Raw genomic sequence first — 14012 nt, 5'->3', positions numbered from 1 at the left:
GGGTGAGAATAAGCCGGATCAGGAACGGGTGAACTTGGTGATCGAGGAGTCCTTCGCGACGGCCTGCGAAGCGGCCTCCATCGTGTCGCAGAACTTCTGCGCGTCGCCGCCCTTGAACATCAGCTGGTTGGCGGCCTCGCGGGAGGCGTCGTCCAGCTTCTTGTACCAGGTGTCGAACAGGTAACCCATGAAGACGTCCTGGCCGGCCTTGCTGAGCGCGTCGTTCGCGCTGGTCAGACCGGGGCTGATGACGACGCCGTCAGCGGCGCCGGCCACCACGGTCAGCGACTTGGTGAGCTTGGTGAACTCCAGCGCCGCCTTCTTCGACAGCATGGTGCGCAGGTACTCCTTGCCACCCTGCGGGTTCTTGCCCTTGGCCGCCGCGAAGTAGATCTCGCCGGCCGCGGCGTTGATCGCGGTCGCCGGGAGCTTGTCCGAGGTGGTGACGCTCGGGAACGCCATCATCGCGTACTCGAAGGTGGCCGGGGTGCTGGCCGCCTGCTCGTTCTCCAACCAGGAGCCACAGGGGTAGAACGCGACCTTGTCCTGGTCCTGCTGCAGCTGGACCTCGGTGTGCTTGAGGCCGAGGAAGGACTTGTCGATGTACTTGTTGCCGACCTCGCCCCACGCCTTGGCGGCCTGCAGGACCGCGTCGTTGGTCCACGCGCCCGGCTTCAGGTTGTCGATGTCCTTGAGCACCTGCTCGGTGCCGATCTTCGCGGCGCTGGTCATGATCGCGCGGACCATGTAGTACGACGCGTTGGCGCCCGCGTAGCCGAACGGCGTGATGCCGGCCGCCTTGATCTTGTCCAGCAGCGCGGTGAAGTCGGCCCAGGTGGTCGGGATGGTCCAGCTGTTCTTGGCGAACAGCTTCTTGTTGTACCAGAGGCCGAAGACGGTGAAGGAGTAGTTCACCGCGAACGGCTTGCCGTCGTAGGTGCCCTGCTGCACGGCGCCCGGCACCAGCGTCTCGGCGACCGTCTTGCCGGTGATGTCCAGCGACGGGGCGGCGAACAGGTCGGTCAGGTCGGCGGCCTGGCCGGCCTTGACCACGGCGCCGAAGTCCATGATGTCGGAGCCCGAGTTGTTGATCATGTCCGGCGGGTTGCCGCCGTTGAGCCGCGGCTTGATCGTGGTGGAGACCTGCTGGGTCGCCGAGTAGGTGACCTTGGCGTCCGGCCACTTGGTGTTGAACAGCGGGGTGTCGACATCGGTGGCGTACTTGGTGCCCAGACCACCGTCGAAGATCACGATCTCGACGCCGGCCTTCGGGTCGATGCCCAGCGGGTTGTCGGCCGACTTGGTGCCGGTCGCCTGCTTGGTGGTGCCGGAGTCGTCGGAGCCGGCACAGGCGCTCAGGAAGCTGACGCCGGGGGCGGCCACCAGACCGACCGCGGCGGCACGGCGGAGCAGCGTACGACGGGAGGTCGTTATCTCAGACATCGGTGTCCCTTCAGAAAATCGTTGGTTGATTCAGCCCTTGACCGCGCCCGCGGTCAGTCCCGAGGCGATGTTGCGCTGGACGGCGAGGAAGAAGATCACGACCGGGATGGAGGTGATGATCGAGCCGGCCATCAGCGGACCCCAGTAGGTGCCGTGGCTGGTCTGGTTCTGCATCAGCCAGGCCATCAGGTTCTGGTGGTCGTTGTCGTTGAGGGTGTTGATGATGATGAACTCGTTCCAGACCTGGATGAACCCGTAGACCGAGGTCGCCACCAGGCCGGGGCCGGTCAGCGGCAGGATGATCCGCCAGAAGACCTGACCGCGGGTGCAGCCGTCGATCATCGCGGCCTCGTCCAGCTCCCGCGGGATGCCGGCGATGAAACCCCGGAGCGTCCACACCGTGTAGGGCAGAAGCAACACCACGTAGACCAGTGTCACACCGATGATCTTGTTACCGATCAGATCGGCCTTCTGCAGCATCAGGAACAGCGGGATCAGCAGGGCGACGAACGGTACCAGTTGCACGGCCAGGACCACCAGGATGATCGCCCGCCGGCCGTAGAACTTGAACCGGGCCACGGCGAGCGCCGCCAGGAAGCCGACCACCAGTGCGGCGAGCACCGCCATGCAGGTGATCTCGATGCCGTTGATCAGCGAGGTCTTGAAGCCCGGGGCGTTGAACGCGGACTTGTAGTTGTCCAGCGTCGGCGATTCGGGCAGGAACGTCGGCACGAAGCTGGACCACTCGGTCTGCGGCTTGAACGAGGTGATCAGCACCCAGTACACCGGGAAGAACATCACGATCGCGAACAGCAGGCCGCCCGCGTTGGCCAGGAAGTTGCCCAGCGGGGTGCGCCCGACGGTCATCGTGCCGTCGGCGTGCCGGTCGGCCTTCTTGCGACGCGGCACCGTGGTGGCGACGACTGCCATCAGTCCACCTCTCCGATCTTGAACATCTGCCGGATGTAGACCGTCATGGCGCCCAGCAGCAGCAGGATGGTGAGCACCGCGATCGCCGAGCCCAGGCCGTACTTGTTCTGCGCGAACGCCTGCGCGTACAGGTAGGTCGCCAGCGAGTGGAACTCCGGCTCCGGCTTGCCGTCGCGCAGCACCCAGCTCTGCGTGAAGAGCCCGAAGTTCCAGATCACCGAGAGGGTCGTGACGATCACCAGCAGCGGCTTGAGGATCGGCAGGGTGATGTTGCGGAACGACTGCCAGGCGTTGGCGCCGTCGACCGTCGCGGCCTCCATCAGCTCCTTGGGCACCTGGGTCAGGCCGGCGTTCAGGGTGATCGCGAGGAACGGGATACCGGCCCACAGCACGCAGGCGGTGATCACGATCCAGCCCTGCGTGGGCGTGTAGAACCAGGAGTGGTTCTCGAAGCTCACCCCGGGCAGCTTGTCGATCAGATAGTTCAGCACCCCGACGTCGGAGTCGGTCATCATCTTGAAGATCTGCGCCTGGACCAGCGCGGGCAGCGCCCAGACGAACATCATCGCGATGATCATGAGCAGTCGCACGGTCCTGCCGACCCGGCGCATCAGCAGCGCCACCCCGAGGCCGGACAGCACGCTGAGCACCACCGACACCGCGGTGAACAGGACCGTGTGCCCCACGACCGACCAGAACGCGGAGTCGGAGAGCGTGTCGATGTAGTTGTCGATCCCGGACCACGGCGCCGCTGCCCCGGTCCAGAGCTGCTTGACACCGAACTTCTGGAACGAGATGACCAGCATCCGTCCGAACGGATAGGCCAGCAGAGCGGCCAGCAGCAGCAGGGCCGGGGTGGAGAGCAGCCACGGCAGGCCGGAGCCTTCCTCGCTGCCGCGTCGCGCACGGCGCCGGCCGACCGGGCGCTTCGCGCCGGATCCGGCCGGCCCGGTGGGCGTGCGGGTCGCCGGAGAATCGACCGCGTACATCAGCTTTCCTTTCTGACCGAAGGAACCGAGGGGGTACGCCGCCCGCCCGTCTCGCGACCGGCGGGCGGCGTCCGGATCAGCCGTTGAGCGTGTCAGCGATCTTCTGGTCCGCGGCGGCGGTCGCGTCCGCGAGGGACTTCTTGCCGGTCAGGATGTCCGACAGCATGTCCTTGAGGATGTTGGCCTTCTCCACGTCGGCCCACTTGCCGGAGGCCGGCACGGCCCAGCTGTTCTTGGCGGCCTCGGCCGGGACGGCGAGCGTCGGGTTCGCGGAGGCGGCGGCGTCGAGCACGGCGGTCGCGTTCGGCAGTGCGCCGGCCTTGGCCAGGCCGGCCATCGAGGTGCTGTCGGTGAAGTACTTGATCCACTGGGCGGCGAGCTCGGAGTTCTTGCTCTTCACCGGGACACCGACGTTCGAGCCGCCGAGCAGCGACGGGATGCCCGGCATCGGGGCGGCGGCCAGCTTGCCCTTGACCTTGGTCGGGACCAGCGCCGAGTTCGGGTCGTTCGGGTCCTTCTTGACCTGCTCGGCCGAACCCTGCTCCCAGCCGTTGCCGTAGAACATGCCGGCGTTGGCCTGGCTGAACACCAGGTACTGGTCGGCCTCGTCCTTGGTGACGTCCGCCTTCGAGTACTTCTTCACCAGCTCGACCCACTTCTGCAGACCGGCCTGCGAGGCCGGGCTGGAGAGCTGGCCGGTCCACTTCTCGCCGTCCTTCTTGGCGATGTCACCACCGTTGGCCTTGACCCAGGACATCGCCGAGTACCAGTAGCGGCCCGGCATGTAGACGGCGCCGAACTTCGGGTCCTTGTTCGCGGCCTGCACCTTGTCGGCGTCGGCCAGGAACTCGTCGTAGGTCTTCGGCGCGGCGGTGATGCCGGCCGCCTTGAACAGGTCGGTGCGGTAGATCAGGACCCGGGCGCCGGCGTAGTACGGCACGCAGTAGGTCTTGCCGTCCGACTCGCACGGGCCGGAGAGACCGGTCAGCCAGCTGTCCGAGTTCTCGAAGCTCTTCTTGTCCAGCGGGGCGAAGGCGCCGGCGTCGACGTACTTCGGGAACTGGGTGTTGCCGAGCTCGACCACGTCCGGGACGTCGGTGCCGGCCAGCGTGGCGTCCAGCTTGGTGAGCACGTTCGCCCACTGCTGGTACTCGACGGTCACGTTGGCGCCGGTGGCGTCGGTGAACCGCTTGGTGGCGTCGTCGACGACACCCTTCCAGCCGCTCTGGGCGTCGACCATCAGCCAGACCTTGATGGTCTTGCCCTTGCCGTCGACCTTGCCGTTGGCCGAGGTGGTCGAGCTGTCGTCGGACTTGCTGCCACACGCGGCGGCGCCCAGCAGCGTCGCGGCGAGAGCCGCGGCGACGGCGATCTTGCGCTTCACAATTCCTCCAGGAGGGGTGTCATTCAAAGGCGGTGCTGAGTCAGGTGTCTTTGACCGCTTTGTGCCCATGGACCGCCTGAGCGGTGCGCTGGAAAGCGGCGTGCGAGCGTTCGTGGGTCCGCTGCGCGACGGCCACGTACAGCAGATCGAGGACCACCAGCTGGGGGTGTCGCGCGGAGAGCGCATCCGGCCGGAAGGTGGTCGCCTGGGTGGCGGTGAGCAGGACGATGTCGGCGAGCTCGGCCAGCGGGGAACGGGGGAAGCTGGTGAGCGCGATGGTGGTGGCGCCCCGGCTGCTCGCCTCGGCGAGCAGCTCGATCGTCTCGCCGGTCTCGCCACTGTGCGAGATGCCGAGCGCGACGTCGCCGGGCCGGGACAGCGCGGCGCTGGCCAGACCGTTGTGCACGTCGGTCCAGGCCCACACCGGGATGCCGATGCGGTGCAAACTGAACTGCATCTCCTCGCCGACCAGCGCGCTGCCGCTGGCGCCGAAGATGTTCACCCGCGGAGCGGCGGCGATCGCCACCGCGGCCCGCTCCACCTCGGCCAGGTCCAGCAGCGAGGCGGTGTCGTGCATGGCCCTGGTGTCGGCGGCCATGATCTGGCCGAGCACCCGCTCCAGGGGGTCGTTGGGCTGGATCTCCCGGCCGATGTCCACCGTCCAGCCGGCCGACCGGGCGCGCCCGGTCTCGGCGGCGATGCCCAGCCGCAGATCCGCGTAGCCGTCGAAGCCCAGCGCGCGGCAGAACCGGGTCACCGTGGCCGGGGACGTCCCGCTGCGCTCGGCGAGCTCGACGATGGTGGCCCGGGAGGCCGCCGCGGGGTCGGTGAGGACCTGCTCGGCGACGCGCTGCAGGGCACCGGTGAACTCCGGCAGCAGGGTGCGGACCCGCACCAGCACGCCGTCGGAGGCCGGATGATCCATGGGGTCGCTCTTCTCCTTGGCGGCCCTGGGTTCGCCGCGCACCCAGAAACCCTGTTCCAGCCGGTCCCGCGAGGTGTGGTCGCTCCCGCCCGGGGCAGCCTGGTCGCGGGCCGGTGAGAACGCGACCGCGGTCTTCGCGGTGCCGTCCATCTCCGGCTCAGCCATCGGACACCCTTTCAGGAAGGACTGTTTACTGTCGCGGTAAAAGTTCTTACTAACCGCCCCCCTGTGTCAAGACCGTGGGTGAAGTTTTCAAACCGTTACCTGACCTGGGCCGATGAACGCGTGTTTCGGCGGAGCCGGATGACGGCCATCGATCCGGAAATAACCCTTACGGCGTGAGCCGTATCACATGACCCAGAAAGAACCGATTTGTGGCCCACCATTCGGCCCCGCACAGGCCGATGAACGGGCGGCTGGACCTCCCCCGATCGGGCGAATACCGTGACTCCGCGAAATCTCGCCGTTACTCTCGAAACAAGATCAAAATTATTTCCGGTACGAGCGGTCCCACCTGCCCCTTCGCGCCACCGATCGTCCCTTCGCCGGTCATCGGCGCGATGCGACGCCGGTGATGGCAGCGCTCCCACCCGCCGCGGGCAGGAAAAAGCCGCCCACGATGTCGTGGGCGGCGGGACGGTGAAGTCAGGAAGCGGTGGCCCGGATCGCCTCGGCGAAGGCCTCCGAGCGGTGCTCGAAGTTGCGGAAGCGCCCGTAACTGGGCGCGGCCGGGGACAGCAGCACCACCCCGCCCGCCGGCGTCACCTCGCGCGCGAGCCGCACGGCGTCGGCCAGATCCTCGGCCGGCAGCGTGGTGACCTTCGGCAGGCCGGACAACTCGGCCAGGATCCGCGGCCCGCTGTCCGGAAGTCCGATCACGGTGAGTTCCCGGGACGCGAGGAATTCTCGCAACGGAGCGTAGTCAAGACCGCGGTCGGTGCCGCCGAGCAGGACGGTCAGCGGCCGCCCCTCGTAGGCCTCCACGGCGTGCATCGCGGAGTACGGCGAGGTGGACAGGGTGTCGTCGACGAAGGTCACCCCGGACGGGTCGGCGATCTCGGTCAGCCGGTGCGGCAGGCCCGGGAACGACCGGACCGCCGCCTCCAGGTCCGCCCGCAGGCCCACCACGTCGACGCCCATCCCGTCCAGCACCGCGAGGGCCACGCACAGGTTCCGCTCGTTGTGCCGGCCCACCAGCGCCAGCGCGGACCGCGGGAAGAGCGGGTCGTCGCTGCAGAACACGGTGCCGTCCTCGACCCGGAACCGGGAGTCGTCCGCCGCGGCCGGGACCGGCGGGAAACCGCTCCGGTCGCTCACCCCGCGGATCTCGTCGCGCAGCCGCTCGTCGGCCCCGTTGACCACGATCAGCTCCGGCCCGTGGGCCAGGATGTTCAGCTTGTCGCGGTAGTACTCGCGCTCGCCGCCGTGCGCGTCCAGGTGCTCGGGGAACAGCGAGGTGACCACCGCGACCCGGGGCGAGTCGGTCAGGTCGGCGCACTGGTAGCTGGACAGCTCCAGCACGTAGAGCTCGGCCGGCGGCAGGTCGAGCAGCGGCACCCCGATGTTCCCGCCGTACGCGTTGGGCCGGCCGACCGCCGCGAGCAGGTGGCTGATCAGGCTGGACGTGGTGCTCTTGCCCTTGCTGCCGGTCACCCCGACGGTCGCCGCCGCGTGGTCGGCCATCCAGAGGGCGCTGCCACCGGTCACCGGCACGCCGCGGGTCCGCAGCTCGGCCATGAAGGGGTGGGTGGACGGCACCCCGGGCGAGCGGACCACCACGTCGGCGCTGGCCAGGGCGGCGAAGGCGTGCTCGCCGCCGGCCAGCGGGGCGCGCGGGTCGTTCCACGGGTCGTCCAGGTAACCGGCGCCGTCGTTGACCGCAATCAGCCGGGACGGCTCGTGGGCGGCGATCGCGCCGACCGCGGCCCGGCCCTCCCGGCCGGTCCCCCAGACCGCCACCGATCGGCCGCGCAGGTCTGCCAGGCGCACGTCGTCCCCCTCACCATCGTCCAAATCCGGCTTATGCCGAGAAAATCGAGCGAAACGGCCCAGCCGTGCCGCTCGCCGAACCGAACTAATATTGCCCGTCGGCCAGAAGACAGGAGTTCCCGGGTGCAGTTCGACGTCATGCGCTTCCCCTCGTCCGCGTTCGACGAGACGACCGGGGTCGCCACGTTCGACTACGTGCTGGACGGGCCGGAGCCGCTGCGCTTCACCGAGACGATCACGCTGCCGGTGCCCGCGGCGCCGCGCGACACCGCCGCCCTGCGCCGGGTGCTGGAGCTGCTGCACGTGGTCGCCGGGGTGAGCTACTACAAGGTCGGCGCCCCGCCCCGGGTGGTGGCGCCGCGCCCGGTCGCCCCCGCGGTGGCCACCTGGTTCACCCGGGTCTACACCGACGGGCTCGCCGAGTACGCGTACCGCAACCGGCTCCCGCACGTGCTGGAGCTGACCGTCGAGACGCCCGGCACGCTGCCCGCGGCCGCCCCGGTCGAGGCCGGCGGGCGGCCGCTGTCCGCGGTCGGCGGCGGCAAGGACTCGATCGTCACCCTGGAGATCCTGCGCGCGGCCGGCCTCGACCCCGTGCCGTTCTCGGTGAACCCGAACCCGGTGATCGAGAACGTGAACGCCGCCTCCGGTCTGCCCGCCCTGGCCGCCCGGCGCCGCCTCGACCCGCGGCTGTTCGAGCTGAACAGGGCCGGCGCGCTGAACGGGCACATCCCGGTCACCGCGATCAATTCGCTGATCGCGATCGCCACCGCCGTCTGGCACGGACTGGGCCCGGTGGTGATGTCGAACGAGCGCTCCGCGTCCGACCCCAACCTGATCTGGAACGGCCACGAGGTGAACCACCAGTGGTCCAAGGGAGTACTCGCCGAGGGGCTGCTGCGGGACGCGGTGACCGCGCACACCGGCCTCGTCGACCCGTACTTCTCCCTGCTGCGCACGCTCTCCGAGCTCCACATCGCGCAACTGTTCGCCGGTCACACAGCGTACGATGATGTTGTTACCAGCTGTAACAAAGCGTTCAAGCTTCACGACCCGACGGCCCGCTGGTGCGGCGACTGCCCCAAGTGCCGCTTCGTGTTCCTGGCGATGGCCCCGCACATGCCGCGCGAACGCCTCGCGCACATCTTCGGCCATGACCTGTTCGCCGACGCGGCGCAGACACCCGGCTTCCTCGAACTGCTCGGCATCGACGCGCACAAACCCTTCGAGTGCGTCGGCGAGGCCGAGGAGTGCCTGGTCGCCCTCTCCCTGCTCACCGACGACGCGCCGGTGCTCGTCGCCCTGCGCGCCGCGGTCCCCCCGTCGGCGTGGGACGACGTCTCGCACAGCAACGTCTTCACCCCGGGCGGCGAGCACCACATCCCGCCCGCCTACCTGAAAATCCTGACCGCCGCGCTCTGACCACCATGGAGATCCGGATGACCTTCAGCCGCACCGAGGGCCACGCCTTCACGGTGTGGGTGGAACCGGAAGGTGACTGCGTCGAACTGCCGCAGGCACAGCGCGCGGTGTTCTCCTTCCGGGGGCCGGACGGCATGGACGCCCAGTTGACCCACCACCCCGACCGGCTCGTCATCTGGCGGCCACCGGACACCGAGGTGTGGCTGTCGGTCGACGGCGACGAGTTCCACCAGGTGGCCGGGTTCGCCGACATCCCCGCGCCCGGCCTGGACTCCTCGGGTGCGGGGCTGAGCGTGCCGATCCGGGACATCGTCGAAGACCTTTTCCACTGAGCCGCGGTCAGGGGCACTGCAGGACGAGCCAGGTGCGGTGGAAGGCGTGGGCGGCCAGATCCCGGTGGCGGATCCAGAAGTAGAGGCGGCCGGCGTCGGCCCACGCCCAGTCCATGGTGTCGTCGGTGTCCAGCTGACACAGCAGCAGCCAGTCGGCCGCGCCCGGGGTCAGTTCGGCGACCCGGGCGGCTTCACGGCCGGCCGGATTGCCGTGGTGGACGCCGTTCGCGGCGAGCTGGCACTCCAGGCGCATCGGGCCCTGCAGCGCGTCGGGCCAGCCGAAGACGCGGTGCAGCGGGACGCCGTCGTCGTTCTCCAGGGAGCCGTAGAAATCCTGGACCCGGTCGTGGCGCTGCCACCGGTGGTGCTCCCGGGTGGCGTCGACCGGCGGCTCGTCGATGGCGGGAATGGTGAGGACGGGGGTCAGGCGGGCCTGATGGGCGACGAACGACTCCGGCTCATCCGCCATCGCTGTTGTGGAGAACGAATCCGTCGTTGCGGTGAGCCCCGCGGCGAGCGGCGGCGCGGTGGCGCAGGACAGCGGGGTGCTGGAGACGTGCCAGTGGCCGGCATCCGCCGGATCGAAGCCCCAGCGCTGCTCCCGCCAGTCGTAGAAGAAACCGAGCAGCGTCCCCGGCGGCAGCAGCGGCTCCCCGAGGCGGGCGTTGACCTCGTCGGTGTTCAGCTGACCGAGGAACGACTGCGGGTTGCCCGACGGCGAATACGGCCAGGCCGCGCCCGGCGGGAGCAGGGGTACGCCGCCGAGCCGGGTGTCGGTGGTGTCCGGGGCGCATTCCGGGCCGGTGGTCAGGCGCAGCGAGGACAGGGCCGCGGCGGCCAGGACCGGACGCACCGGGTCGGGGGCCGCGCCCAGCAGGTGGTCGTCGATCTCCACCGCCAACCCCCTCCGGCCGGGGACGGACGGCCCGGCACGAAGCTGAGTCTGCCCCGCCCACGGAGGGCGGGTGGAGAAATCGGGTGCTGTCGACGTACCCGAGCGGCGGTGACGGACCGCGCCGTCATTCCGGGGCGTCGTGGTGGATGCGGGCCGGGGAGACACCGAGCTGGTGCAGCGCGAGGGCGGTGGCGGCCAGCATCAGCGGCGGCCCGGCCAGATAGACCTCGTGCCGGGACCACTCGCCGTAGGTCGCGACCGCGTCGGTGACCAGGCCGAACGGGTACGGTCCCGGGTCGCCCTCGGAGATCACCGGGATCACCGTGGCACGCGGGGCCTCCCGGGCGATCGCCATCAGCGAGTCGACGTCGTAGAGCTCCCGCAGGTTGCGGACGCCCCAGAAGAGCACCGCCGGGCGCGGGTCGCGGACCGCCGCGAGCTGGGCCAGCATCGCCTTCATCGGGGCCACCCCGGTATCCCCGGCGATCATCAGCACGCCGCGGCCCGGCTCGGCCGGCAGACCCATGTCGCCCTCGGCGCGGGTCACCCGGACCCGGTCGCCGACCCGGGTGTCGTGCACCAGCGTGCCGCTCACCCCGGTCTCGGTTTTCGCCCGCACGTGCAACTCGATCACGTCGTCCAGCTGCGGGGCGCCGGCCAGCGAATACGGCCGCCAGATGCCGGGGACCGCGTCGACCTCGACCCGCGCGTACTGCCCCGGGCGGTACGGCATCGGCAGGAACGGGCGCAGCCGGACCACCGCCAGGTCGGGTCGGCGCAGCTCGTGGCTGATCACCTCGGTGTCCCAGACGGTCGGTTGGTAGGCGATCAGCGTGCCGCCGTGCACCAGCCACTCGTAGACGTGCTGCCACGTCCACCGCCACGCCTGATCGAAATCCTGCCGCCAGACGCCCGGCGCCATCCCGGCCCGCACCGCCTCCGCCAGCGCCGCGCCGACCAGCTGCAACTGCTTCCACTGCACGCCGCACTCGGCCAGGGCGGCGCCGAGCCGGCCGCACCCGGCGACCACCGCGGGCGGGTCGTCGAGCCGGTGGACCAGCCAGGTCAGCGCGCGGGCCAGCTGGCCCGCCTGCGAGCCGGCGGTGCCGGGCAGCGCGGTCAGCAGGTCGGGCTGGGCCTGCAGCAGCGCCTCCCACAGCCGGGCGGCCACCTCATCGGTGCCACCGGCGAACGTCAGACTGGTGCTGAGCAGGCGTTGGGTGTCCCGCAGGGCCATCGTGTCGCCCGGGTCCATGCCGTCCGCGGCGGCGCTGCGGCGGGTGGTGTTACGGGCGAAATGCGCGGCGTACTCGGCCGGGGTGACCGACGGGAACTCGGTGCCGGCGCCGCCGATCGGCCGTGCCTTCGGCACGCCGGGCACGCTCGGCACCGGGGTCGCCGGCCCGGCGGGGTTGACGCCGGTGATGGGGTTGACCCGATTGACGGGTACGCCGTAGGCGGCGCTCGCCCCGGCCCGATCCGGCTGCCCCGGGGTGCCCGGGCGGCGGCCGCCCAGCCCGGACCGGCCGAGCGCGGCGCCCTGACCGCCGCGCCAGAGCAGCTCGGAGCCGACCCGCGGCGGGGTCGGGCCCGGTTGCGGCGTGGACCCGCCGGTCTGCGGAGCCGGCCCGGCCGACGGTGGTGGGGTGGCGGAGCGGCCGGCGGCGCCCACGCCGCCGACCCGGCCGCCGGGGCTCTCCGGGACGGTGTCGCCGGACACGACCGGATGGCCGATGCCCGACGGGTATGCCGGTGTCCCCGACCGGGCGGCCGCCGGGCTGGGCGCCGGCTCCGGGTCCGGATCCCGTTTCGCCGCGGCGATCTCGGACAGGGCGGCGGCGGTGTCGGCCGCACCCGCGGCGGCCGCGTCGGGGGCGCTCTGGCGCAGCCGGATGGCGCGCAGCAGGGCCAGCAGATGCGGGTCTGATCCCGGACCAGACGACATCTGACACCCCCCGATCAGCGGAACAACGCGAACCGTACAACCGTACTGCGGCCGGCGCCGGGTGGCCCGGCGCCGGTGGTGGCACCTGCGCCCATCTTCCCGCACGTCCCGCCGATCGACATCCACTCGGCCGCCACAGATCTCCCTATTCAGGGTCTCCGGCCCGACCCGATAGACCACGCACGGCCGCAACGGGCCGGGCGGGACGGTCCGGTCCTCGAAGTCGGCGGCCGGATCGTGGACCATGCCGAGCCGCTCCATCACCCGGCGGGAGCGGACGTTGCCGCGCACCGTGATCGCCAGGATCTCCGGCAGGTCCAGCTCGCCGAAGCCGAAGCGGAGAACGGCCCGGGCCGCCTCGGTCGCATACCCGTGCCCCCACGCGCCGGCGGCCAGCCGCCAGCCGACCTCCACCCCGTCCACCGGGGCGTCCTCGTCGACCGGGTCGAGACCGGCCATCCCGACGAACTCGCCGGTCGCGGTCACCTCGACCGCCCACCAGCCCCAGCCCCGGGTCACCATGGCCCCGCGGAAATACTCGATCGACGCGGCGGACTCGGCCAGCGTCAGCGTGCCGGGGAAGAACTCGCGAACCCGCGGGTCGGCGTTCATCGCCGCCCAGACCGGCAGGTCGGCGTCCGTCCACTGGCGCAGCCGCAGCCGCTCGGTGATCAGTTCGGTGGTCATGCCGGACGTTTCTACCCCCGGTGCGGCGGGGGCGATCGGCGGGGTCGGCAGAATGATCGTGTGCCCGCCATCGTTATCACCGACCCCGACGACCCGCGCATCGGTGACTACCGCGCCCTCACCGACCTCGAACTGCGCACCCGGTGGGAGCCGCCGAACGGGCTGTTCATCGCCGAGGGTGAGCTGGTCATCCAGCGGGCGCTGCGGGCCGGCTACCGGCTGCGGTCGGCCCTGGTCGACGAGAAACGCGCCGACCAGCTCACCGGGCTGCCGCCGGACGCCCCGCTGTACGCGGCGGCCCCCGCCGTCCTGGAGTCGATCACCGGGTTCCACGTGCACCGCGGCATCCTCGCCTCGTTCCACCGCCGCCCGCTGCCCGAGCTTCCCGACCTGCTCGCCGGCGCCCGCAACCTGGCCGTGCTGGAGGGCCTGAACACGCACACCAACCTGGGCGCCCTGTTCCGCAGCGCGGCCGCGCTCGGCATCGACGCGGTGGTCCTGTCCCCCAGTTGCGCCGACCCGTTGTACCGCCGGGCGGTGCGGGTCAGCATGGGCGAGGTGTTCGCCATCCCGTACACCAAGACGGAAACCTGGCCGGAGCCGCTCACCACGATCCGCGACGCCGGCTTCACCCTGCTGGCCATGACCCCGGCCCCGGACGCGGTCGCCCTCCGCGACCTCACCGCGGCGCAGCGGGACCGCCCGGCGCTGCTGCTCGGCGCCGAGGGTCCGGGCCTCACGCCGGCCGCCCTCGGCGCCAGCGACGTCCGGGTCGCCATCCCCATGCACAACAACGTCGACTCGCTCAACGTCGCCACCGCCGCCGCCATCGCCTTCTACGAACTGACCCGCTGAGCCGGCCGATGACCGACGGCCGGCGCCCCGCCCACGGCCAGCGGATCGGAACGCACAACACACAACACGACCACTTCCACTGCCGGGCCTCGATCACCCGGCCACACCGGGTCGACGCGGTCCCGCCCGCCGAAGACCGGCGCACCGGCCGCCACCCGGACCGGGAACCGGCCGCGGCGGCCGGGGGACGGCGGCCCGGGCACCCGGCCGCCGCCG

At 70.8% G+C, this 14012-nt stretch carries 11 protein-coding genes; 3 read left to right on the top strand and 8 right to left on the bottom strand.

The features are described 5' to 3' along the window. Positions 1-18: 18 nt before the first annotated feature. The 6 genes from ngcE to murD form a co-directional block, all read right to left on the bottom strand. Positions 19-1443 carry an N-acetylglucosamine/diacetylchitobiose ABC transporter substrate-binding protein gene (gene ngcE, locus ACSP50_RS09300; protein ID WP_014688912.1) on the bottom strand — a complete coding sequence of 475 codons (1425 nt, stop codon included), beginning with the start codon at positions 1441-1443 and terminating at the stop codon, positions 19-21. A 30-nt stretch (positions 1444-1473) separates the two neighbouring features. After that, positions 1474-2373, bottom strand: coding sequence for a carbohydrate ABC transporter permease (locus tag ACSP50_RS09295; protein ID WP_014688911.1), 900 nt, complete (start codon positions 2371-2373; stop codon positions 1474-1476). After that, complete coding sequence (locus tag ACSP50_RS09290) at positions 2373-3362, bottom strand: carbohydrate ABC transporter permease (RefSeq protein WP_014688910.1); 990 nt, start codon at positions 3360-3362, stop codon at positions 2373-2375. The genes ACSP50_RS09295 and ACSP50_RS09290 overlap by 1 nt, the downstream gene beginning before the upstream one ends. Before the next feature lie 76 nt (positions 3363-3438). Next, complete coding sequence (locus tag ACSP50_RS09285; RefSeq protein ID WP_014688909.1) at positions 3439-4746, bottom strand: extracellular solute-binding protein; 1308 nt, start codon at positions 4744-4746, stop codon at positions 3439-3441. A 40-nt stretch (positions 4747-4786) separates the two neighbouring features. After that, complete coding sequence (locus ACSP50_RS09280; RefSeq protein WP_231957016.1) at positions 4787-5671, bottom strand: MurR/RpiR family transcriptional regulator; 885 nt, start codon at positions 5669-5671, stop codon at positions 4787-4789. Between the two features lie 645 nt (positions 5672-6316). Then, positions 6317-7660, bottom strand: coding sequence for a UDP-N-acetylmuramoyl-L-alanine--D-glutamate ligase (gene murD / locus ACSP50_RS09275; RefSeq protein WP_014688907.1), 1344 nt, complete (start codon positions 7658-7660; stop codon positions 6317-6319). A 138-nt stretch (positions 7661-7798) separates the two neighbouring features. Between murD and ACSP50_RS09270 the strand changes: the two genes are divergently transcribed. Together ACSP50_RS09270 and ACSP50_RS09265 are read left to right on the top strand one after the other, a co-directional pair. Beyond that, complete coding sequence (locus ACSP50_RS09270; RefSeq protein ID WP_052311890.1) at positions 7799-9082, top strand: hypothetical protein; 1284 nt, start codon at positions 7799-7801, stop codon at positions 9080-9082. Between the two features lie 17 nt (positions 9083-9099). Then, positions 9100-9414, top strand: a complete 315-nt coding sequence (locus ACSP50_RS09265; protein ID WP_014688905.1) for a hypothetical protein — start codon at positions 9100-9102, stop codon at positions 9412-9414. Between the two features lie 7 nt (positions 9415-9421). On the opposite strand, the gene ACSP50_RS09260 is transcribed toward ACSP50_RS09265, so the two are convergent. Beyond that, positions 9422-10309, bottom strand: coding sequence for a YwqG family protein (locus ACSP50_RS09260; protein WP_014688904.1), 888 nt, complete (start codon positions 10307-10309; stop codon positions 9422-9424). Between the two features lie 124 nt (positions 10310-10433). Further along, positions 10434-12941: a GNAT family N-acetyltransferase gene (locus tag ACSP50_RS09255; RefSeq protein ID WP_014688903.1), complete on the bottom strand. Its 2508-nt coding sequence runs from the start codon at positions 12939-12941 to the stop codon at positions 10434-10436. A gap of 60 nt (positions 12942-13001) precedes the next feature. On the opposite strand from ACSP50_RS09255, the gene ACSP50_RS09250 reads away from it, so the two are divergent. After that, entirely contained in the window at positions 13002-13796 is a 795-nt protein-coding gene (locus tag ACSP50_RS09250) for an RNA methyltransferase (RefSeq protein ID WP_014688902.1), read from the top strand. Positions 13797-14012: the final 216 nt, after the last annotated feature.

The sequence above is a fragment of the Actinoplanes sp. SE50/110 genome, from assembly GCF_900119315.1.
GTDB lineage: Bacteria > Actinomycetota > Actinomycetes > Mycobacteriales > Micromonosporaceae > Actinoplanes.
This window is presented reverse-complemented; position numbering and strand designations above follow the sequence as displayed.